Annotated in this window: 15 protein-coding genes; 3 read left to right on the top strand and 12 right to left on the bottom strand. The window is 43.2% G+C overall.

The genetic code is table 11. The features are described 5' to 3' along the window. Positions 1-111: 111 nt before the first annotated feature. The 7 genes from A6J60_RS04560 to map all read right to left on the bottom strand — a co-directional run bounded on the left by A6J60_RS04560 (position 112) and on the right by map (position 11,050). The gene (locus tag A6J60_RS04560; protein WP_096064927.1) at positions 112-654 is read right to left on the bottom strand and encodes a DUF421 domain-containing protein; all 543 of its coding nucleotides are present in this window, start codon (positions 652-654) and stop codon (positions 112-114) included. 98 nt (positions 655-752) lie between these two features. Next, on the bottom strand, positions 753-2,774 hold the full coding sequence (locus A6J60_RS04555; protein WP_193778022.1) for a D-alanyl-D-alanine carboxypeptidase/D-alanyl-D-alanine-endopeptidase: 2,022 nt from the start codon (positions 2,772-2,774) through the stop codon (positions 753-755). 123 nt (positions 2,775-2,897) lie between these two features. Next, positions 2,898-3,518 (bottom strand): 3'-5' exonuclease, encoded by a 621-nt coding sequence (locus A6J60_RS04550; RefSeq protein ID WP_413772361.1) that lies wholly within the window; start codon positions 3,516-3,518, stop codon positions 2,898-2,900. A gap of 73 nt (positions 3,519-3,591) precedes the next feature. After that, positions 3,592-5,826 (bottom strand): DUF294 nucleotidyltransferase-like domain-containing protein, encoded by a 2,235-nt coding sequence (locus A6J60_RS04545; RefSeq protein WP_096064925.1) that lies wholly within the window; start codon positions 5,824-5,826, stop codon positions 3,592-3,594. A 289-nt stretch (positions 5,827-6,115) separates the two neighbouring features. Continuing rightward, entirely contained in the window at positions 6,116-7,369 is a 1,254-nt protein-coding gene (gene dapC / locus A6J60_RS04540; RefSeq protein WP_096064924.1) for a succinyldiaminopimelate transaminase, read from the bottom strand. 77 nt (positions 7,370-7,446) lie between these two features. Then, positions 7,447-10,158, bottom strand: coding sequence for a [protein-PII] uridylyltransferase (gene glnD / locus A6J60_RS04535; protein ID WP_096064923.1), 2,712 nt, complete (start codon positions 10,156-10,158; stop codon positions 7,447-7,449). A 91-nt stretch (positions 10,159-10,249) separates the two neighbouring features. Continuing rightward, complete coding sequence (map, locus tag A6J60_RS04530) at positions 10,250-11,050, bottom strand: type I methionyl aminopeptidase (RefSeq protein ID WP_096064922.1); 801 nt, start codon at positions 11,048-11,050, stop codon at positions 10,250-10,252. Positions 11,051-11,846: 796 nt separating this feature from the next. On the opposite strand from map, the gene rpsB reads away from it, so the two are divergent. After that, positions 11,847-12,629 (top strand): 30S ribosomal protein S2, encoded by a 783-nt coding sequence (gene rpsB / locus A6J60_RS04525; protein WP_096064921.1) that lies wholly within the window; start codon positions 11,847-11,849, stop codon positions 12,627-12,629. Between the two features lie 291 nt (positions 12,630-12,920). Further along, on the top strand, positions 12,921-13,799 hold the full coding sequence (gene tsf, locus A6J60_RS04520) for a translation elongation factor Ts (RefSeq protein WP_096064920.1): 879 nt from the start codon (positions 12,921-12,923) through the stop codon (positions 13,797-13,799). 122 nt (positions 13,800-13,921) lie between these two features. Here the strand turns inward: tsf and A6J60_RS04515 are convergent, their stop codons facing one another. Further along, complete coding sequence (locus tag A6J60_RS04515) at positions 13,922-14,227, bottom strand: monooxygenase (protein ID WP_096064919.1); 306 nt, start codon at positions 14,225-14,227, stop codon at positions 13,922-13,924. A gap of 204 nt (positions 14,228-14,431) precedes the next feature. Further along, positions 14,432-17,248, bottom strand: coding sequence for a phosphoenolpyruvate carboxylase (ppc, locus tag A6J60_RS04510; RefSeq protein WP_096064918.1), 2,817 nt, complete (start codon positions 17,246-17,248; stop codon positions 14,432-14,434). A gap of 316 nt (positions 17,249-17,564) precedes the next feature. On the opposite strand from ppc, the gene A6J60_RS04505 reads away from it, so the two are divergent. After that, positions 17,565-18,539: a DMT family transporter gene (locus A6J60_RS04505; protein ID WP_096064917.1), complete on the top strand. Its 975-nt coding sequence runs from the start codon at positions 17,565-17,567 to the stop codon at positions 18,537-18,539. A gap of 175 nt (positions 18,540-18,714) precedes the next feature. On the opposite strand, the gene A6J60_RS04500 is transcribed toward A6J60_RS04505, so the two are convergent. The 3 genes from A6J60_RS04500 to A6J60_RS04490 form a co-directional block, all read right to left on the bottom strand. Further along, a complete protein-coding gene (locus A6J60_RS04500; RefSeq protein WP_096064916.1) occupies positions 18,715-20,100 on the bottom strand; it encodes a solute carrier family 23 protein in 1,386 nt (461 codons plus the stop codon). 364 nt (positions 20,101-20,464) lie between these two features. After that, entirely contained in the window at positions 20,465-21,052 is a 588-nt protein-coding gene (locus tag A6J60_RS04495) for a protein disulfide oxidoreductase (protein ID WP_096064915.1), read from the bottom strand. A 171-nt stretch (positions 21,053-21,223) separates the two neighbouring features. Continuing rightward, on the bottom strand, positions 21,224-22,861 hold the full coding sequence (locus tag A6J60_RS04490) for a carbon-nitrogen hydrolase family protein (protein ID WP_096064914.1): 1,638 nt from the start codon (positions 22,859-22,861) through the stop codon (positions 21,224-21,226). Positions 22,862-23,322 lie beyond the last annotated feature (461 nt).

The following is a 23,322-nucleotide window of genomic DNA, read 5'->3' as shown; positions in this document are numbered from 1 at the left end:
AGTTATGCTTCCAATCCCTGCTTTAATGAAGCGCCTATTCAATTAAGCATTAAGTTAGTTGACTATGACTAGGTATTAAATTATTAAGCTTTAAGTATTAATTATTAGGTATTAAGTCAGTGGGTTTAAGGTGTCTGATGGACGAATATTACCCTCCTCATCATAACGTTGCTGCTCATCTCGTTTAGCAACAACTGTCAGCTTAGCATCGCTTTCAAAGATGACAGCCGCCACCTCATCAAAATCATGAATACCCTCACTACGCATAGCACATTCAATTTCTTGACGAGTGAGACGCTCTTTGCGCATCGCTTCTGGTAAAAATTGACCTTGGTAAAACACCACGCGTGGCTCAGACAAAATAAAGCTGGCAAACTCGGGTGATACTGTTGAGTATTGAGTGACCAAAAACTGTAGCAGCAGCAGGGTGACAATGGATGCCATGCCTTCAATAATAGGTACGTTGCTGAGCACAATGGTGCTGGCACCAATGGAACCGATCATCACAGTAACCACCCAATCGAAGTTGTTTAGCTGTGAGCTCGAGCGTTTCCCCGATACTTTGTGAAATAAGACAATACAGACATAGACCGCAACCGAGGCAATGATGATGCGAAACAGCGTCTCCCAACTATTAAAAAAGATATTTTCCATAGTGTCTTATCCTGTAACTGGGTGATTTAAACCGTTCAATTTGAGCCAGACAAATATCATTGAGTACGCTCTAAATATTGTGGGCTTGGCTTTAAAGTTTACTGCTGTGCGGTCCAGTTTAACACGGTATCAAGCACTGCCCGTGCATTATAGGTATTTAGAGGCTGGTCGTTATCGCTATTAATAATACCAACCACCACATAATCCTGTCCTGATTGACTCTGCACATAACCCGCAACTGATGAAACTGTACTTAGCGTACCGGTCTTGTACCATGCACGACCTATATTTTGAGTATTAGTTGAAGAGTCGCTCGCCTCGTTATTACTGACACTGTTAGCGCTAATGATATTAGCAAGTCCTGTTAATGGTTTGCTACGTAATGAGTTGGCAAAGGTATCAAAGTCAGGATGACTATAGGCGAAAGTTAATAGCTCAGCCAAATTATCTGAGGTTGCAGTACAGTCCTGGCATAAGCCTGAGCCATTACTCATCACCGGCGCTGGGGTTTGCAGCTTTTGCTGCCACCACTGATTAATCACAGCCAATGCTTTGGGGTAAGTGGCATGGCTGTCGTGCTTGGTTTTGATAAATGGTGAGTCTATATAGCTGCTGCTGGTTAAGGTTTTATTATCCACAAATAGCGGCAATGTCAATGTTAACTGCTCTGTCATTACATTATTTGAGTAATGGTTGATGTCATGAATTTGCTGTGACAAAGGCGCAGAAGGATAGCTGGCAAAAGGCAGCGGCGGTGAAGGTATGATAGAAGATCGCATTGGAACCAGTTTTTGACTCTCTTTTTGCGACTGTTTTTTATTGGTGTTTTTGTTTTTAGTGTCCTGCTGTTTGCTCTGATATCTAGCTGCTTCAAGTGGAGTGCTTAGGTAACTGCCGAATCTGGTCTTTTGTGGTGCTTCTGTATTTATTACAGACCCAGCCAAAGTATTCCCAAGACCCAAAAACTTGATATTACCAGATAACGAGTTACCTAGATTAAGCCATTTATGTTTAATTGCACGTTTGGCAAAGTCTTTGGTATTCGGGTAGGCAATATAAAACTCAAACGCATCACATGAGGTTGGTAGTGGATGGTTAAATACCAGCTCATCGGCCTGCCAGCTTGGAGCTAATGCCGACAGTGTGGTACGACATTCTGCAGAAGCGCTCATCGGCAGTGTATTGGGCAAGTGATAGTCAGCTAACTTAGGTTTGTAAGATAGTTTGGCCTTATTTGCTTGCTGCAGATGTTGTATTGGGTATGCATTGACTTGGATACTGTTGAAGTTTATCAATAGGCCATCTGGGCTGGCGTTATAAGGTCGTAATGGGTCATTGTCAAAAGCAGCCGGGTCTTTCGCGACGTCTTGGAAGATGGCGCTATCCACAATAATGTTGCCTTTAATATGGCGTATGCCGTGGTCTTTGACTAGCTGTAATAATCGACCTAAATGTTCATGAGTTAGCTTAGGGTCTGCGCCGCCTTCGATAATTAAATCACCGTATAGGGTATTGGCATGAACATAGCCAGTATGATACACCTTGGTAAACCAAGTAAAATCAGGTCCGAGCAAATCTAAAGCGATAAAAGTGGGCACCAATTTTAAGGTGCTGGCTGGCGTACGTGGGACATTAGCAAGGTGACGCACAGCGTGTTGCAGCTGTGGAGCATTGAATTGTTGAGTAGGTAACCCTGGTATTGAACTATTAGAGGTAATATTAACACCGTCAGCACCCTTGCTTGCTTGAGACTGAGATTTGGTTTTATTAGGCTGGGCTTGCTGATCTTGCTGATCTTGCTGATCTTGCTCATCGTTAGTCAACGCCGATAGTCGACTTGAGTTGCCTGCCTCTAATTGAGTTTGATTCGACTCACTGCTTTGGTTCTCGCTTTGATTGCGTGCTTGGTCATGCGCTTGATTTGTGACTGGCGCAATCACAATACTGATATTATCTGGCGAAATATTGGCCGCCTGTAGCGCATTTTCTATAGGCTCAGGCAGCTGAGCATAAGATGAGAATGGGGTTAGGGCAAGCGTCACTATCGCAGCGACTGTCATAGAAGCTGCTTTGTACAGGCGAATTGCTGCCAAAATATGATTAAAAGGAGTCTTAAGCAAGGCAGTTACTCTCATAAAAGTTAGCAAGGGTTAGCAAAGATCAGAATCAGCAGAGTCAGACATTAAGAGAAAACAGCTAACCTGTCTTTTATCAATGACTTCTCTGGTATTAAGGGCTTTATTTTAAGGTTTTAGATGTAAAAAAGCCATGGCTGTCATCAGCGCATCATTATAAGCATCATGCGCACCAAGCTCTGGGATATCTAGCGACTCACAAATGGCAGTTAGCTGTTGTGCTTGATGGGCGACACCTTGTGTGCGATCACCGCTATAGCGATTATACAGGTGACGAATGTCGATGACAGGATTGGGCAGGGGTGTTCCCATATAAGTCTTGGCCAATGGGTTTAAAAAGCTCATATCTAGCTGAGGGCAAAAGCCGACAATGCGCCGATTGCCAATGAAAGGCAGCAGTATTTGTAGCATCTGCTCATAGCTTAGACCGTACTCCACATCGAGCGGACGTAAACCATGAATAATGATGGTGTCTTCGGTAGGCATCATCGGCGGACGACAGATTAAGTGTAGCCCTTGTGCGGTATCAATCACTGAGCCATCGATATGGATAGCAGCCACTGATAGTAAGTGGTTCTTTTTGGCATTTAACCCTGTCATTTCACAGTCTATCACTACCCACTCATCTTTGGCGGCTGGTTCGAACATAAACGCATACTCAGGACGACTCAAGTGGCGCTGATGCCAAGAAGCTTTTAGCCGATGAACCGTATCGCTAATCGTCATCATGGTTGATCAACCATAAAGCTTGGACATTGATCAGCTAAATTATAAATGTCCTTAATAACTGTCATAACTGGCATTAAGCAACCTCAAGCTGATAACGATGACGCAAATCATTTTTAAAGCCTTTCACCACATTCAGACATTCTTTTAACAGATCTCTTTCTAGTGCCGACAAAGTCGTTGGGTCGACTTCGTGAGCGGTTTTGTCCTCAGTGGCTAACGCAATATCAAGTCGTCTGGCCATAAAGAATTCTAGCACCTCATTTAAGGTCTCAGCTCGCTTAGGAGTGATGACTTCTGCACGAGCCAAAGCTTGCAGGCGGGCCTTGCTACTGGTTACGTCAAATATATCATTTTCTAACGCCAGACTGCGGATGCCATGTACTAAGGGAAATATACCCACTTTCTTTAGGTCAATATCTTGTTCAAGTGGCTTGCCGATAAGGGGCATAAACTTCTTCCACCATTGATTGACATCTCCAAATTGCAACGCCGCTTGCGCAAAGCTGCGAATAAACATCGGGTCTGCACTTCGATGTGCGACTTGCAGATGCTTGCGTAAGCTGTCTAATAAGCGCTCATCACCGCAAACGTAGGAAGCATCAAGCAATGATGACAGCCAAATAGCATGCTCAGGCTGACTTTGATGAAACCAGCTGGTGACTTGCGATTTAAAGCGGTTTAACGGCAATCGCCACTGTGGATTGTTCATCATAATCTTGCCGTCACACAGCGGATAACCCATCTGCGCTAAGGTTTGATTAAACTGCTCGGCGTAATGCTCAAGGTTAGGGTCTCTAAAGCCATTGCGGATAATCAGGGCATTGTCTTGATCGGTACGCATGATTTGCTCACCGCGCCCCTCAGAGCCCATCACAATAATACAGGTATTATTAAATACCATTTCCGGTACAATCAAACGCCAAAGCTTGGCAAACACATGTGCATTCAATGCCTGTACGATGCGACTAATCACCCCGATTTTAATGCCGTTATGATGTTGCGAGCGAATATAGCGACCAATTTGTTCAACCGGTTGTTTTAAGCTTTCAATACTGTCAGCTTGCTCAATTTGAACCGTAATTAACTGTGAGTGGTGACTTAGAAATGCCAGCAAATCACTTTGACCAAGCACACCGATAACGTCCTGGTTGGCATCAAGTACCGGCAAGCGATGTACGCGGTGGCGTATCATGGCGAGTAAGGCTTCACTGACATCTTGATCATAATTGATGGTGTGCAGCTTAAACTTGGCGTAATCGCGACATAAAGTGGTATTAAGATCAAGTCGTTCACTGACAGCACGGCAGATATCGGCATCGGTTAAGATGCCGAGACTGCTTTGAGAGGAGCGAGTGGGGTGACGATCAATGCTATTCATGCGCTTGACTAACACGTGCTTAAGACCGGCCTTAGTCATGGTGCTTGCCGCTTCATATAAGCTGGCGGTCTCATGTATGGTATGCACCTCAAGCATGCTAATGGCGGTCACCGGCTGTAACATCAGCTGTTGGGACTCAGCTTGTACAGAGTAGAAGGCTGTATTGTTATGGCTATGATGGGTGTGCTCAGCGCCCGATTGATTATGATTTAAATTACTGCTGTTTAAGCTGCTATCTATATCTGTATGTTCGGAGGGTGTGCTTAGGTTAGTCGCTAAATCTGATGTGGTTGGCTGTAATGATTCAGGCTGTGATACGCCTAAGTGCTCGCTGACAGGATTGCTAGTAGCTGTATTTGTTTCAGTCAACACCGATTGACTGACCGCTGTACGCGCTGTTTTATCAAAATACTGTGAACCATTTGATGGGTAAGGCTGGGATGACTGCGACTGGCGTCTGGCATAAGCAAGCCCTCCGGATTTGGTACGCTCATGATAGGCCTGCATGCGCTGCGCCAACTCGCCACTTAATAAGTTTCGAATATGCTGGTTTTGACGTGACAGCTTATCAATGGTTTGAGCATCGACTTGAAGTAACAAGCTGTCTTCAATCGCTTGGTATTGATAATGGTCAGCTGCTGTGTTGTCATCTACGTTTGGTTGAACATAGGAATCAATACGGCCGTCAGGTTGTTTGCGTGCATCGAACCAATCATTACTATAGGTACTGGCAACGAACTCACCAATGGCATCTCCATTGAGGCGCTGTTGGATACGTCCCTTTAATACCACGTAAAAGTATGGATATTGAGTGTCTGCCAATAGCTGCTGTTTGGCTAAATACAAGATTTTGGCGTGCTTTTTTAACAGTGCACGCTCGTTACCGCTTAATACGTCAAACGGCGGCTGGGTAAAGTCTAGCCTACTCATTAACCGCTCCCTGGCTTTATAGCATATTGTTTTTATAATGTATGATATGGGTTATTAGCGACAATAACCTCAATCCATGTCATCAGTGAAGGCTTTTATAACTTTTATAAACGAACTGTTATAAACTAACTTTTAAAAATAACGGCTTGCATAAAAGTGCTAAGCTGGATGATAGCTATAGCCTATCAAACCATAGTAGATAAAAGCCAGATATGATTTGCGCTTATCGCTTTTTGCCGCTAAAAAATTATTTAAATAAAACAACTTATATAAAATAACGTGAATAAAACTATTCAAATAAAGTCTTGATGCGAGCAATGGCTTGCTCACTTTCTTCAACACTGGCTACTAATGCTAAGCGTACAAAGCCTTTACCTGGATTGAATCCATCAACTTCACGAGACAAGTAACGACCTGCCAGCGCATGGATATTAAGATGTTCATATAAGACTTTAACAAAAGCCTCATCATCTAAGTCACCTTGAGCATCGGTAAATTGATCAGGCACTTGTACCCACAAATAAAACCCTGCATCGGGTCTGCGCAGCTTTAACTGATTACCTAGTTGCTGCATCCATAAGTCAAACTTTTGTGCATACAGCTGGCGGTTATGCTCGACATGCGCTTCATCCTGCCAAGCCGCAATCGATGCCAGCTGATGATGCAGCGGTAGCGCGCAGCCTTGATAGGTACGATACTGCAAATACGGCTTTAATAAAGCTGAGTCACCGGCGATAAAGCCTGAGCGTAAACCAGGTAGATTAGAGCGCTTCGACAACGAGTGAAACACCACGCAGTTTTTATAATCGTCACGGCCAAGCTCAGCGCAAGCTTGTAGCAGGCCCATCGGCGGATTATCAAAATATAGCTCGCTGTAGCACTCATCACTGGCAATAATAAAGTCATGTCTATCTGATAACTCAATCAAAGCTTGCCAATCTTGCAAGTCAAACACGGCGCCAGTGGGATTATTTGGGCTACACACAAACACAATCTGAGCACGCTCCCAAACGTCGTTTGGCAGTGACTGATAATCGCCTTTAAAGTCATTACTGGCAGTGCACGGCACAAAGTATGGCGTGGCACCGGCCAACAGCGCAGCACCTTCATAAATCTGGTAAAACGGATTGGGCATCACAATCAGCGGTGACTCATCGCCATTTTTCTCTAAACCTAATTCTGTGGTGTTAGCATTAGAGAGGGTCGGATCAATAGCCGCTTGTACAAAGCTAAATAGTGCCTCACGTGTGCCCATCACTGGAATAATCTGAGAGTCAGTACTAATACTATTGAGATGAAAGCGCTGCTTTAACCAACTGGCTATGGACTCACGCAGCTCAGGCATGCCATTGGTCGACGGATAGTTTTGTACTTTATTTAACTGATTAGCGAGCACTTCCAATACAAACTGTGGCGGCTGGTGTTTGGGTTCACCAATGCCCAGCTTAATGGTGTCATAGTCACTGGCTGCCTCTGAATCTGCCAGTAACGTGGCCATTTTGGCAAAAGGGTATGGGTGAAGTAAGCTTAATTTTGGATTCATAGTCTGCTTGTGTGCCTGTAGTTAAAGTTGCCAGTGTTGATATTAAAGATGCTATTTGTTTAGTTAGAATATAGTGCTTAGTTCGATGCAGGACTTAGTACATCCTCTAGCGCCTGCTTTAAGCGTTCAAGCTTGGCCTCACTAAGCGGTGCATCACCAATATCACTAATGTAGAACATATCTTCTGCGCGTTCACCTAAGGTGGTAATACGCGCCGCATGCACCTCGATGCTTTGCTTTAAAAATACTTGGCCGATGCGCGCCAACAAGCCGGGCTGATCAAGGGTAGTCAGACTCATAATGTGCTGACGACTGGCTTCATTGTATTGAAAATCAATACGCGTCGGCACTTGGAAATTCTTTAAGCGTCGAGGCAGTCTTTTTTGCACCAGTCTCGGAGTTTCTGGGCTTCTAAAAGCATCCACTAAGCGGCGACTTAACTCTTCACGTGATTCGGGGTCACTGAGCAAGGTGCCATGACGGTCTAGCAAAACGTAAGAGTCGAGCGCAAAGTCACGAGTGGCCGTGATAATTCTGGCATCGAGAACATCTAAGTTCATCTGATCAAATACCGCCATGGTGACAGCAAATAAATTGGCTTGATTTTGAGTGTAAATGAAAATTTGTACCGCATCCAATGCCAATTCTTGATGCTCACGCAATACAATCAAGGGCTCACTGCTGTTATCAGAAGCTTTACCCAGCGGTGGGTGATTTAAGATGGCTTCGGTATGCCACATAATCGCTTCGGGTAATTCACGCAAAAAGTACTCATCGCCCAGCTCATCCCATAGCGCCAGTACTTCTTCACGATTCATGTGCTTATTGTCTGCTTTATCTAATAAAGCGAGCGCTTGCTGACGAGTGGTAGTAATCATATCCTGACGGTTGGTCGGAGCATCCAAATCTGCACGTAAAATACGTCGAGTTTGGGTATACAGCTGCTTCATTAATGAGGCGCGCCAACTGTTCCATAGCTGTGGATTAGTAGCGTTCATATCAGCAACCGTTAGCACATACAGATGGTTAAGATGGGTCACGTTACCGACCAGATTGGCAAATTTAGTCACTACTTCTGGGTCTGAGATATCTTGCTTTTGGGCAGTCATTGACATCAATAAGTGATAACGGGTCAGCCAACCGATCAGTTTGGCATCACTCTCACTCATGCCATGGGTTAAGCAAAACTCAATGGCATCGGATTCGCCAAGCTCACTGTGGTCACCGCCGCGGCCTTTGGCAATATCATGGAAAATGGCTGCCAGTACCAGTATCTCTTTGCGCTCAATACGTTGGTAAATGGAGCTTACCAGTGCAAAGTCATCTTTGTATTTAGGGTCACTAAAACGATGCAGCATGCGCACCAGTAGCAAGATATGCTCATCGACCGTATAACGATGGAATAAGTCGTACTGCATCAGTCCAATAAGATTGACAAACTGCGGCATATAACCGGCCAATACGCCATAGCGCTTCATAATACGCAGACGATGGAAGAGGTAATTTTGCTGTTTTAAATTGTCTAAAAATAAGGCTTGATGCACCGGATTGTCACGATAAGCTTGATCCATACCGCGGGCAGCAATTTTTAACGCTCTTAAGGTTCGAGTGCGAATATATTTAATCCCATGCTCGCCCATCAGTAAGAACATCTCGAGTATCGCATCAGGATGCTGAGCAAACACATGATGATGGGCAATGGCGATATGATCACCAATTTGATTAAAGCGGGCGTTGAGCACAGACTTTTTAGGGCGCTGCGCCTCAGGCAGGCGTGCCTCAATCAAGGTCTCATAATAGTGCGAGGTCAGCATCTCTGATAAGGTTGAAATCTGCATTGCGCATCGATAGTAATCGCGCATAAAGTTTTCGACAGCGGTGTTGGGCTCATCGTCTTCGGTTTGCTCATAACCCATCAGTCTTGCGATATCACGCTGATAATCAAACAGCAGTGAGTTCTCATTACGGCCTGTTAAATGATGCAGGTGATGACGAATTTGCCATAAAAAGCCTTCGGCAAACATCAGCTCATCGAATTCTTTTTCGGTTAAAAAGTCTTGCGGTACTAAGTCATAAAGCTTGCTAATACGAAAATAGCGTTTGGTAATCCAACCAATGGTATGGATGTCACGTAAGCCGCCAGGAGATTTTTTGATATCCGGCTCAAGATTGTATTCTGTGCTGTTATGATTGATATAGCGGGCACGCGCCTCTGCCATCTTGGCATCATAAAAGTCTTTTTGTGACCAGACTTCTTGTACCACATTATTAGGCACGCCGCTTAAGTCATCATTACCGACAAGTAGACGCGCTTCAAGTAAGTTGGTCGCGACCGTGATGTCGGCGGCGACCTGTAAGCAGTCTTCGATACTACGTACCGCCAAACCAGGCTCAATGCCAATATCCCATAGTCTTGCTACAAAAGCATCGACTTTGAGTGATTCTGACTCGGTCAGAGGCTCTGGAGATAACAATAAGATATCAACGTCAGAGTAGGGCGACAGTTCACCACGTCCATAGCCGCCAACTGCAAATAGCGCCAGTCGGGTCTGATCGAGCTCATGATATTCAAATAAAGCGATTAGCAGCTCATCAATCGCACTCGCTCGGGCGCTGACCAGTTGACGAATATTGACGCCCTTAGCCAGTGCTTGCGAAATATCTTGTTCTAATTGTTTTAGCCAGTTTGGAATTCCCAAATTACGAGCATTGCAGGTACTGTCGGTGATGACATTGCTAATATCGGGTAGGGGAGTGATAAGCGTATCTGTAGGTTCAGGGATAAACATAACGGGCTTCCAAGCAGCAAGATAACGTAAGATAACAATATAGACGTTTTTTTGAGTAAAAAAAAGACTGCCGAGGCAGTCTTTTAGTGTGCTAAGTGGTTAAAAAGCTTAGATCTTCTTCAGGACGGGTAGTAAATACTTCACAGCCATTGTCAGTCACCATTAGGGTGTGCTCCCACTGTGCAGATAATTTACGGTCTTTAGTAATCGCTGTCCACTGATCGGGTAGGATTTTGGTCTTCCACGTACCTTGGTTAATCATTGGCTCAATGGTAAAGGTCATACCCGTTTTAAGCTCCATACCCGTGCCTTTACGGCCATAGTGCATCACTTGAGGCTCATGGTGGAATTGGTTACTGATACCGTGACCACAGAACTCACGCACAATGCTAAAGCGCTCAGGTTCGACCACTTCTTGAATTGCAGCACCGATATCACCTAGGTGTGCGCCATTTTTTACGGCAGCCATACCAGCATACAGTGCTTTTTGCGCCACATCACAGATGCGCTGAGCCATGATAGAGCCTTCGCCGATAATCCACATTTTTGAGGTATCGCCATAGTAGCCATCTTTAATGACGGTCACATCGATATTGATAATGTCGCCATCTTTTAGGATTTTATTTTCAGTTGGGATACCATGACACACCACGTGGTTGACTGAGGTACACACTGATTTTGGGAATGGCGGATGACCATAGTTCAATGGAGCAGGAATCGCACCTTGCACATCAACGATATAGTCGTGCGCTAATTTATTTAGAGCTTCAGTGGTCACGCCTTCTTTAACGTGCTCATCAAGCATTACTAATACGTCGCTGGCAAGTTTACCGGCAACTCTCATTTTCTCAATTGCATCGGGTGCAAGAATTAGATTGTTTGGATTAGTCATAATAATTATGTGTTACATTAATGGTTATTAATAGGGGATAAGTTGGTTAAATGGATATATTGGGCTCAAATTCATTTAACCGATTTAGCTTAAAATTTAACTTAAAAGACAGTTTTTAAAAATAGATATTTTAGTACTGATATCGAGTGCTAACCTGCTAGGCTTTTAGTTAACTAACAGTTAGCCATTGGGCATCTGGGTTAACTTAGCGTGTTGAGCTTAAGCGGCTATTATAACACAGACATTTTATCAATTAATTTATGGCTATGTTACTTTATTGAGAGTTACTTTATTACAAGCTACTTTATTGAGAACTACATTGGTAACTACTTTATTACAAGTTGCTTTACTGGCAGTTTTTTTGATTGGAAGTGATTTAGCAAGCTACTTAAGAGGGTGTTATAACGTCGCTTTATTTTAAGTTGTTTTGTCATTTCATACCCTTAATTACTACTTCTACTTAATACTAAACTATGATAAAATAGCTGCCTTGTTTTATTTCTTAAATTTACAGCGTTTGCTGACTAAGTTTTGAAAGCAAAACAATACTTGTAAAACTCACATTAAGTTAAAGCTGCTGAGGGTAATTTTTACCACTATCAGTCTTTAATTTATTAACCAATGACACACACATTGCGTGTAAGAATTGCTGGGTGTTTGTCGGCTTGACTAATTTGTTCGTTATCGTATTTGCTGTTGCCCTAATTGGCGAGGTAAATATAGAACAAATGCGTGTCGATAAATCGGTAGTTTTTGCAATGTGGAGGCATAACCCAACTTTATAAAGGAAATACACATGTCAAACAGTCCAACTAACATGCCAATGCGCGATCTTTTACAAGCCGGCGCTCACTTCGGTCACCAAACTCGTTTTTGGAACCCAAAAATGAACCAGTACATCTTTGGTGCACGTAACAAAATTCATATCATTAACCTAGAGTACACTGTAAAAGCATTCAACGATGCTTTAACTTATGTTAATGGTCTAGCTGCTAAAAACAACAAAATCTTATTTGTTGGTACTAAGCGCGCGGCAAGTGAAGTAATCCGTGAGCAAGCACTACGTGCTGGCCAGCCATACGTTGACCATCGTTGGTTAGGTGGTATGTTGACTAACTGGAAAACATTACGCCAGTCAATCAATCGTCTAAAAGAACTAGAAAAACAAGCCGAAGACGGTACTTTTGCTAAGCTAACTAAGCGTGAAGCATTAGAGCGTACCCGTGCTATGGAAAAACTAGAGCGCTCTTTAGGCGGTATCAAAAACATGGGCGGCTTACCTGACGCTATCTTCGTTGTTGACGTTGACCATGAAGCAATCGCTATTAAAGAAGCTAAAAACCTAGGTATCCCAGTTATCGGTATCGTAGATACTAACTCAAACCCAGACAACGTTGACTACGTTATCCCAGCTAACGACGACGCAATCCGTGCTGTAACTTTATACGTTACTCGTATGGCTGATGCGATCATCGCTGGTAAAGAATACGCTAAAACTCAAGCAGGCGGTAATGCTGAAACTCCAGTAGCAGCAGAAGAAGCACCTGCAGAAGAAGCAGCAACTGATTCAGCTGAGTAATTTGAAACACGTGCTGTTTAAGTGTTGACTTAAACGTCTACGTTTTTAACTTTAGCGGTTTTAACTTAAACGTTTATGTTCTATCTTGAACATCTATGGTAACAATCTAAGTTTAGAATCTATGATTTGACTGTATTGCGGCATGATGTGGAAACCCTCGTCATGCCCTTGTCATTTTATAAATTTATTCTAAATCACGATACCAATGACCCTTGAATCTTGAATAACGCACATTAATTCTGTTACTTATTTATTATTCATAACGACTCATATAAAAATAGAGGAAAAGATATGTCAAAGATTTCTGCTAAGTTAGTAAAAGAGCTACGTGACCGCACTGGCCTTGGCATGATGGAATGTAAAAAAGCCCTAGAAGAAACTGGCGGCGATGTTGAGCAAGCAATCGACAACTTACGTAAATCAGGTCAAGCTAAAGCAGCCAAAAAAGCGGGTAACATCGCAGCTGACGGCGCTATCGTTATCGCTCAAGAAGGCAACAAAGCTATCCTTCTTGAAGTAAACTGCCAAACTGACTTCGTTGCTAAAGACGAAAACTTCACTGCGTTCGCTGACAAAGTAGCTGAACTTGCACTTGCAAACAACAAAACTGAAGCTGCTGACATCTCAGCACTAGACTATGGTAATGGTCAAACTGTTGAAGAAGCTCGTGTTGCTCTAGTACAAAAAATTGGTGAGAACATCCAAGTACGTCGTGCAAAAATCGTTGAAGGCGACAACCTAGCATCATACCGTCACGGTCTACGTATCGGTGTTGTGGTTTCAACTGAAGGTGGCAACGAAGAAAGCGGTAAGAGCTTAGCAATGCACATCGCTGCATTCAACCCAGTTGCAGTAAACGACACTGACGTACCTGCTGATCTTTTAGCACGTGAAAAAGAAATCGCTGAAGCGAAAGCTCGTGAGTCTGGCAAGCCTGACAACATCATCGAAAAAATGATTGAAGGTGGCCTACGTAAGTACCTAGACGAAGTTGTTCTAGTACGTCAAGCATACGTAATGGACAATGACAAGAAAGTTGGCGACGTACTTAAAGCTGACGGCGTAACTGTTAAAGAATTCGTTCGCTTTGAAGTAGGCGAAGGTATCGAGAAGAAAGAAGAAGACTTCGCTGCTGAAGTTGCTGCTGCTCAGGCCGCTGCTGCTAAGTAATAAGTCTTCGTTTATTTGATCTTGATCAGATAAAACAGTCTTAAAAAAGCCCATCGCAACTTTTGTGATGGGCTTTTTTTGTGGACTCAGAATTTCGCTAAAATTTAAGAAAGCCGCATATTTTAATCTAACTTAGCGTGACAAATGGCGCTAAGTTCTTCATTAATATTAAATACCTTGGCATTAATGTCTGTAATGCCAAAAGACTGTAAACGCTCGCTGTGCTTTTTTAAATAGCGATTGGCATCGTCTAAGTTATCGAAGACATAGATGCCGCCAGCCTCTTGAGTTTCCTCATTCTCAGTCCAAATTTTAGAAACCAAACCCGGCTCAGTTGCAATGTCTTTGGCCAAATCTTGCATGGCGTTAAAGAACGCATCACCAAATGGGCCAGAAAAAGGAAAGTCGAACTGTAGTAAATATTTCATCACTGCCTCTATCGTTATCAATGGTTTGTCATTTAATAGGGATACATTAAGCGGTGCTATATCTGCTTTGATATAACACCGCTGGTCATGTTTAAAAAGCTGGTTATTTAAAAAAAGATTTAAAAATATTCGTTTAGCCATAACCATTGCTACTTATTTAATAAGTATAACAATGGCCATTGCTGAACTAGATGCTGAGCTAGATTAACCTGTGTTACGTAGACCCGCTGCCAAGGCGTTAATACTACGGATTAGAGGATCTACCACAGACAGCTCTTCGGTTAAGATATCATCGGCAACCCCATCTTTTAGCTTAGAGTCATTCGCTTCGACATCTTTATCCTGACGTAAGCGCTTTAACAATTCAATCTGAATATAGTTAATCGGATCAAGATAAGCATTACGCCATTCTAGAGAGCTGGCCAGATCTTGCTGCTTCGATAACAATGAGCTTTGATCAAGCAGTGAGTTTAGTCCTGCTTCGGTTAAGTCATGCTCTTTGGTAACGGCTTGCATGATATCGTCACGCAATCTGTCATCGTCGCACAGTTGGCTATAGGCATGCGCGATACTTAACTCAGACTTGGTAAATGCCATTTCAATATTGCTAATAAAGGCATGGAAGAATGGCCAATTTTGGTTCATCTCTTTCATTAATGCCTCATCTTGCTTAACGCTTTCAAGCGCACTACCGACACCATACCAAGCAGGTAGGGTAAAGCGTGCTAGTGACCAACCGAACACCCATGGAATGGCGCGAATGGTTGATTTGCTAGGTAGGCCTTTTTTGCGGTGTGCAGGGCGTGAGCCAATATTGAGCAGAGAAATCTCTTGTACCGGCGTGGCCTGAGAATAGAAGTGATAAAAGCCCTCGGTGTTGTCGGTCAAAGCACGGTATTGCTGCTCACCAGCTTCGGCTAAGCGTGCAAATAAAGACTCATAGCGCTCTAACTGTGTGGGCTGCTCAACGAAGCGAGAAGAGGTCGCTTTTAAGGCGCCAGTAATACCCATGGTAAGCTCAAACACTGCAGTGTCTGAGTTGGCGTATTTGGCATACAGTACTTCGCCCTGTTCAGTAAACTTGATTTGACCATTTAAAGTACCGGCTGGCTGAGCAGCAATCGCTTGGTGAGTTGGGCCACCGCCACGACTGACCGAACCACCACGCCCATGGAACAGGCGGGTTTGGATACCATATTGCTTGGCAATCTTAGTAATGGTTTGTTGAGCGCTATACAGTTGCCAAGCAGAGGTGATAATCCCGCCATCTTTAGAGGAGTCTGAATACCCAAGCATAATCTCTTGTGTATTGTCTGAATGCTCTAATAAGGTGCGATACAGTGGAATGTCCAACACCGTTGGCAAGATTTTATCAATGTTCTTAAGATCTTCGATGGTTTCAAATAATGGTGCCACAGGCAGTGCCGCAAATAGGTGGCCATCTTCATCGATACCTGACAGCCCAGCAAAGCGCATTAATAACAGCACTTCTAGCAACTGACTGGCATTATTAGTCATAGAGATGACATAACTGCCAAATGTGTTTTCGCCTACCAATTTACGCAGCTTAGCTACCGATTTCGTTAAGGCTAATTGCTCTTGCGTTTGCTCGCTTAAATATTCGGTATAAATGAGCGGCGTTCCTGGCTGTTGTAATAGACGAGTCAGCCACTGCTGACGCTCTGTTTCACTCAGGCTATTATAGTCAGGCAAGTTCGAGGCACTGGCAAAAATGTCAGCGATGACTTCGCCATGGTAGCCAGAGTCTTGGCGAATATCGAGAGAGGCCAAGTGGAAGCCACAGGTTTTAACCAAGCGAATGATGTCTAATAATAAGCCTTCCGCTTGTGCCGCATCATGCTTGGTCACGCTTTGACGAATTAAGCGTAAGTCATCGAGCAGTGCTTGTGGGTCTTGATAGGCATCGGCTGCTGCTTCAGGATTGCTGCCTTGGCTTTGGATGTGCTCATTGGTAGCCTGAATTTTTGCTAACACCAATGACAGTAAGCGGCGGTAGGGCTCGTTGTGATAGTCATCTAGGTTGTAATAGAACACCTTTTTATCGAGGTCTTGGTAGTCCTTAATACGCTGATAAATGTCTGGTGAAATCGAGATAATGGTATCGCTATGCACCAGTTGACGGCGTAATTTTCTGATCAATACCTGATAGTGACGTAGCACCGTATTGGCATGCATCAACACCGCCATTTCGGTGGTTTCATGGGTGACAAATGGGTTACCGTCTCTATCACCGCCAATCCAAGAACCAAAGTTAACAAAAGCTGGCAGAGGGTAGTCACTCAGTTCTGGATATATGTCGTTAATGGCGTTTTTGATATTGCGATAGACTTGTGGAATCGCAGTAAACAAGCTGGCATTAAAATAATGTAGACCATTATTGATTTCATCATAAACCAGCGGCTTACGGGTACGTACTTCGTCAGACGACCATAGCAAGTCGATGGTTTCTGCCACTTTTCGTTTGGCTTCTTCGTAGGCGCTACTGCCTTCCTCATTTTCATTAAGCGCCGTATTGTGAGCATATAAGCTTTGCAAGATATTCATGGTCGTGCGTCGGCGTGCCTCAGTAGGATGCGCCGTAAACACCGGAATAAATCTTAACTGATCGATAAGCTCTTTGATTTGCTGTGCGTCGATATTACGTTGGCGGCATTCAAGCAAGGTATGACGGAACGAGCCTTCCCAGAAGTGATTGGTTTGCTCTTTTAGTACTTGTCGTTCTTCACGCAGTACATTTTCTTCTGTCAAATTGGCCAAGAAGAAGTAAATAGAAAACGCGCGAATCACATGTTTTAAGGTTTTGTTATCGAGTGAGGCAATCAGTTCAATTAATTGTTTCTTATTGTCAGGATTGGGGTTTCGGCGCTCTTGAATAAAGCCTTTACGCAGGGTCTCAATGGTTTTAACCGTCTGCTCATCGGCTTGGCGGATAATGGTATCGCCTAGCAGTGAGCCGAGCAGCCTAACACGTGAGCGTAATAAGTCATTATTTAATGGCATCTTGGGTTCCTTGTTTGTTGTGGTGTCAATGATTGTTAGGTTTAATCAAATAGCTGTTTATGCCGAAACCTTTATTTTATTTATGTCTCTTTATCTATTTGAGTTGATTGATTATTTTAGTGGTAGGTTATTTCCTTTGCTTGTTTGGCCCCATTTAAGATGGGTTGTTTCAATAGAAGACGTGCCCTAATCATCTGGAAGTTTGCTACACTTATCAAGCTTATCATTTTGTCAGGAAAAAAATAGAGCTGATTTAAAAAAAAGTAGCATCAATTTATCATACATTTCAACAGCGTTAGTATAGTAAGGGTAGGGTATGAGCCAGACGCATGTACACAGTGAACAACAGCCGCCATATGCTGCCGTCGGTCTGATTATCGGTTGTATAATTTTTGGTTTAGGCAGTCTGATTGTTGCCCACGTTGAGGTGGGTGGGTTTGCCATGTCGTTTTGGCGCTTGGCCATTTCCGGTATCGTCTTTACCCTATTAGCGGTGCTGTTTAAACAGCGTATGCCAGACAATATTAGCACACAAAATAAAAGCAAAGCGCTTATTTATGGCTGTTTGTCAGGGGCTTTTTTGGGTGTTGATTTGGCGCTGTGGCACGAAAGTATCTATGCGGTCGGACCAGGTATTTCAACACTACTAAATAGTCTGCAGATATTCTTTTTAGCCGCTTTGGGCTATATTATTTTTAAAGAACGTCAAACGCTAGTGCAGCTGATTAGTTTGTTCATTGCATTGGCAGGGGTGGTATTGATTGCCAGTCCTGAGTTTGCCAATAATAATCACGCTGCGTATGGCTTTATTACCGGTATCGTCTCTGCCAGTATGTTGGCCGCGTCAATGACCTTTATTCGTATGACCCACCAAGCAGCGCCGACTCCGATTTTTATTTTAATGCAGCGGGTAAGTTTGGGCGGTGGGTTAGCGATGATATTGCCGATGTTGTTGCTCGATGGCGGCAAAATATTGCCTAATAGTTTATCTGAGCTTGGTTGGATTATTATTTATGGTACAGTGATGCAATGCTTGGCATGGGGATTAATTGCGTATTCGATTCCGAAGTTGTCGTTAGCATTAACCGGATTATTGTTATTAAGTGAGCCGGTTGCGGCGCTGGTCATTGACTATTTTTGGCTACATAAACCAATTAATGGAGCGCAATGGACAGGGGCAATGTTGACCATGTTTGCTATTTATTTGGGATCATTAAAGCCGAAGCCATTACGTCAAAACACAAAGCTACGCCGTTATCGCTTCTTTGCCCGTTTTTATCGGCGCCGTTAAGTAAGACGCCGTTAAGCAAAAGATAGACCTTAGACTAGCTTCTAAAAACACTACCCACTAAAAAGCCCATTCGTTATTCACGTAATGGGCTTTTTTAATGGATACAGTAGGTTTATTTTAGGTTAAGCAAGTTAAGCACTTTGTGACATGGGCTTAATTTGCTAACGCTAGTTTATTAGCTCTTTACTTGGCGTGTATTTGAGATCTCACGGTTAAATAAAGCATTTAATACAATGGCTGCTAAGGTAGCGGTACCGATACCACCTAAGTCAAAACCACCCAAATGTAGACTAAAGTTACCCGCGCCCATAATAACGGTCACAGCAGCGATGATTAGATTGCTGTTTTTACTAAAATCAATCTTGTTATCGATCCAGATTTTAACCCCAGCAATGGCAATCAAACCAAACACCACGATAGAAGCACCACCAAGTAGGGCTGGAGGAATGCTTTGGATAATGGCACCAAATTTTGGTGATAAACCTAAGAATACAGCGACCAAACCAGCAACCACAAAGATGGTAGTGCTATACACTTTGGTCACTGCCATCACGCCAATGTTCTCAGCATAAGTGGTGACACCAGTACCGCCAAAGGCAGATGAAAAGGTAGTGGCCAGACCGTCTGCAAAAAAGCCGCGCCCGATATAAGGGGTCACGTGCGATTTAGTCATGCCTTCAACCGCTTTAAAGTGGCCTAAGTTTTCCGCAACCAAGATAAAAGCAATCGGTGCAATTAGGACAATGGCGTCCATGCTAAATTCAGGGTTGTGAAAGCTAGGTAGACCAAACCAAGCGGCTTGTTGTACGCCGCTAAAATCAATCGGTGTGCCAAATCCAAGCACATTGGTCACCAAATAATAAATGATATAAGACAATATCAGACCGACCAGCAATAGCAAACGGCGCAGCATACCACGGGTAAAAATGGCCACGCTACTGATGAGCACCACGGTCAAAGTTGCCATCCATGCATCGAATTGATTGGCCGAAACCCCTTGTACCGTAACCGGGGCTAAGTTAAGACCGATAATCATCACGATGGCACCCGTGACAATTGGCGGCATCAGCTTCTCAATCCAATCAGTACCCACCTTCATCACCAGCAGTCCAATCAAAGCATAGATTATGCCGCAAGTCATGATAGCGCCTAAGGCGACATTAAGATTGGTATTAGGGCCACTGCCAGCGTAGGCAGTAGCAGCAATCACTGGGCCAATAAAGGCAAAGCTTGAGCCCAAATAACTGGGCATACGGCCGCCAGTCATGATAAAGAATAAAATGGTACAGATACCGGACATTAAGATGGCCAAGTTGGCATCAAAGCCCATTAATAATGGTGCAAGTACTGTGGCGCCAAACATGGCAAATGTGTGCTGAATACCCAGCATTAAGCTTTTGGCAGGTGGTAAGTACTCATTAATGGCAACTGGGTTTTGGTCTAAGTCACCGGTAAAAGGTCGCCAGTTTGGGAACCATTTGCCATTGCTAAAGTCTGGGTTATATTCATATAAAGGGGCAGCGTCGCTGGGCGTGGTGTTATCCGTCGGGCGAGGATCCATAGACCGTCCTTAATGTATCGGTAGAAAATGAAAAAGAGGGGTATATCTTGAGTTGTCGCTAGTCTCAACTATTACACAAGTATGTATGGTTGTTAACAGAATGTATGACAAATTTGCAGGCCTATTATAGAACAAATAGCCATTAAATATAGAGTATTGGTAATACAAATTTTGACCAAAGGCGGCCAAAATTATAGGTGATAGAGTTGTGTTAAAGATAATGGTAAATCACAGTACCCAACAATAGCGTCCTAACGGTTTAGCAAAATGCGAATAACAGCAAAGCCATAAGCTATGTTATAAAAAAGCGTTTGATTAGATAAGTTGGGTTGGTAGTTGGTAGTAGATGGTTAAAGGCAGTGGATTAGCCCAACGCAGAAAGCCAGAGTCTTAACTTTAGTGACCATTTTGGTTGGATTCCAGTTAATCCTTGGGTCATTTCACCGTCTTTTAGAATTACAAAAGAGGGCGTCACTTGTCCTTGCCACTGTTGGAATATGTCACCATTGGGATCATTGATGGTTGTAAAGTGATAATCGTGTTGGGTCATATATTGCTGAAGGGTTTGCTCATCGCCAGATTGAATGGCAATAGTCACAATGGGATAGTCGCTGTCTTCAGCCAAGGCATTGATAGTTGGCGAAGTCACTTTACAGACACCACACCAGGTACCCCAAAAATACACCAGGACAGGGGAGTCATGGCTTAACTGCTCAAGATCGACCATTTGCCCTTGATAATCGGTTAATTGCAGCTGTGGATCAGCTGGCATGACCGGCTGTCGCCACCAATTAATTGCGGTATAAATGACTAGAAATAGAGCCAGATACTTAAAGGTTGACCACACCCAGCCTAACCACTTTGGTCTATCTGACTTTGGAGATTGGGTTATAGGCTTGGTATTCGTTGAGCTATCTAATGATGGGTCATGTTTAGGGTCGTGCTGAGACATAGTATTTCCACTACTGAATAAAAAAATGGCGCTTGGATTATAGCCCAAACGCCAAATAAATGTTTTTTCAAAAAAATGTGCTTTGATAATATTTAAATCGAGTGCTTAATTGGAACATGGCTTTGATCAAACAATATTATGCTCAATCGCTCATCCATTACATAGGCTTGGTTACATAGGTTTTGTCGCTCGATTATGTAATGGTACGCCATCTCGCACGCTGTGAGAGTTGTCCTTGAGCTCTTGTTTGGAGCTTTCTTCAACTGACTTTTTAGCCTTTTTCTTCCACTTTAAAGTGAAAATATCTTCACGGCGGTCTTTTAGGTTATTCACTGAACCTTCGTTACGTACATGAATCAGCTTGTCTAAGTTAACATCAGAGAAGAACACCATTTCAGTGTTCGGTGTGGTCTCTGCCATAATCGCATCATGTGGGAATGCAAAATCTGATGGCGAGAATACAGATGACTGAGCGTACTGAATATCCAAGCTCTCAACTTGAGGCAAGTTACCAACCGAGCCACAAATCATCACATAGCATTCATTCTCAATCGCACGTGCTTGAGCACAGTGGCGCACACGCAAGTAACCGTTTTTGGTGTCTGTCCAGAATGGTACGAACAAGATATCCATGTCATCTAACGCAAGCAGACGAGCCAACTCTGGGAACTCAACATCATAGCAAATTAAGATACCGATACGGCCAGCATCTGTGTCAAATACCTGTACTTTATTACCGCCTTCAATCACCCAAGCACTGCGCTCATGAGGGGTGATGTGAATTTTACGCTGCTCTTCAACCGTACCATCACGGCGACATAAGTAGCTGACGTTATACAGAATCTCTTCGTTTTCATCGAATAAAGGCATTGAACCAGTAATCACGTTTACGTTGTAACTAACCGCCAGGTTTGAGATTTCATTTTTAAACCATTCGGTGTAATCCGCTAAGAAGCGAATAGCAACGTTTTGGTCGGTCGATTCACACAAGCCCATAAGCGGCGCGTTAAAGAACTCTGGTAAGCACGCAAAGTCGGCATTGTAGTCCGCCATAATATCGACGAAGAACTCTACTTGCTGTAACAGCTCTTCGGGTGATTCAACTTCACGCATCTGCCACTGAATACCACCGATACGCACGTCAGTCTTACGGGTATTAGGCTTGTAATCTTGAGGCTCATAATAAATGTTTGCCCACTCAAGTAGCGTTGCAAAGCCTTTTGATTGCTTATCGTCAGGTAGGTAGCCGGTCAAAATACGCTTAACGATAAAGCCGTTAGACAACTGGAACGACAAGATAGGGTCATAAATCTCACGCGCTTCTACCGCATCGATATATTCACCCGGTGTTAAGTCTTGATAGTTGTGGTATTTAGGAATACGACCACCGGCTAAAATAGCACGGAAGTTCATCTGACGGCACAGTTCTTTGCGTGCATCATATAAACGTCTACCTAAGCGGTAACCACGGTAGTCAGGGTCAATAAGCGCGTCAATACCATAAAAAGCATCACCTTTTGGATCGTCTTTGATGATTTCACGTTGGCCTAACAGATCATCATAGGTATGCGGGTTTGAGAAACGCTGATAATTAACGCGCATGGTTAGAACCATACCGATTAACTTATCATGATCGAATAAAGCAATTTGACCTTCTGGAAAAGATTCAATCAAAGCATAGATAGTGGTTTTTGACCAAGATCCGCCTAAATCAGCATACACTTTATCCATTAATGTCTTTAATTGTGGATAGTCTTTTTTCTTAATTTCGGCAATTTTTAGATGAAAGTCTTCGGTTTTGGTTGTCATGGGATTACTCGTAGAACGGATAAAAGAAAATGAAATGTGTTGTAAGTATCAATTTTAGTTAATGCTACTTAATAATAGCTAATGTTACCTAACAAATTATTTAATAGATAATCGATATTACTGGTAACCAATGGCGCAGCTTTAGGGTATCCAACCTAAAATGTTTATACCTATAAATGAAAATCAGATGTAAAGATAATTTAGTTTCGGATTATTTGAAAATCAGTTGTGGTTAGCTGTCTAAATGGTCAGAGTCGAAGGGATTAGCTGCTGTTGCTTCGCGGTGATTTACTTAGTTCGCATGATTAATGGTACGTATTAGCGGTCGTCTGTCTTAATCTACTTATTAACCTAAGGTACCTATGGAAGCTAATCAGTCTATCTATTGATACTAGGCCATATATTATAGAAGGTATGGCAATTGAATAAAATGAAGAATTGTAACGTTGTGGTTTAAGGTC

This window comes from Psychrobacter sp. FDAARGOS_221, from assembly GCF_002313155.2.
Lineage (GTDB): Bacteria > Pseudomonadota > Gammaproteobacteria > Pseudomonadales > Moraxellaceae > Psychrobacter.
Note: the sequence above shows the minus strand (reverse complement) of the source record. Positions and strands in the feature narration are given on the sequence as shown.

What these genes read in the sequence shown, in the direction of transcription:
- glnD (WP_096064923.1), bottom strand. Translation starts at nt 10,158, where the DNA reads ATGTTTATCCCTGAACCTACAGATACGCTTATCACTCCCCTACCCGAT.
- tsf (WP_096064920.1), top strand. Translation starts at nt 12,921, where the DNA reads ATGTCAAAGATTTCTGCTAAGTTAGTAAAAGAGCTACGTGACCGCACT.
- A6J60_RS04490 (WP_096064914.1), bottom strand. Translation starts at nt 22,861, where the DNA reads ATGACAACCAAAACCGAAGACTTTCATCTAAAAATTGCCGAAATTAAG.
- A6J60_RS04500 (WP_096064916.1), bottom strand. Translation starts at nt 20,100, where the DNA reads ATGGATCCTCGCCCGACGGATAACACCACGCCCAGCGACGCTGCCCCT.
- A6J60_RS04505 (WP_096064917.1), top strand. Translation starts at nt 17,565, where the DNA reads ATGAGCCAGACGCATGTACACAGTGAACAACAGCCGCCATATGCTGCC.
- map (WP_096064922.1), bottom strand. Translation starts at nt 11,050, where the DNA reads ATGACTAATCCAAACAATCTAATTCTTGCACCCGATGCAATTGAGAAA.
- dapC (WP_096064924.1), bottom strand. Translation starts at nt 7,369, where the DNA reads ATGAATCCAAAATTAAGCTTACTTCACCCATACCCTTTTGCCAAAATG.
- A6J60_RS04550 (WP_413772361.1), bottom strand. Translation starts at nt 3,518, where the DNA reads ATGATGACGATTAGCGATACGGTTCATCGGCTAAAAGCTTCTTGGCAT.
- A6J60_RS04560 (WP_096064927.1), bottom strand. Translation starts at nt 654, where the DNA reads ATGGAAAATATCTTTTTTAATAGTTGGGAGACGCTGTTTCGCATCATC.
- A6J60_RS04545 (WP_096064925.1), bottom strand. Translation starts at nt 5,826, where the DNA reads ATGAGTAGGCTAGACTTTACCCAGCCGCCGTTTGACGTATTAAGCGGT.
- ppc (WP_096064918.1), bottom strand. Translation starts at nt 17,248, where the DNA reads ATGCCATTAAATAATGACTTATTACGCTCACGTGTTAGGCTGCTCGGC.
- A6J60_RS04495 (WP_096064915.1), bottom strand. Translation starts at nt 21,052, where the DNA reads ATGTCTCAGCACGACCCTAAACATGACCCATCATTAGATAGCTCAACG.
- rpsB (WP_096064921.1), top strand. Translation starts at nt 11,847, where the DNA reads ATGTCAAACAGTCCAACTAACATGCCAATGCGCGATCTTTTACAAGCC.
- A6J60_RS04515 (WP_096064919.1), bottom strand. Translation starts at nt 14,227, where the DNA reads ATGAAATATTTACTACAGTTCGACTTTCCTTTTTCTGGCCCATTTGGT.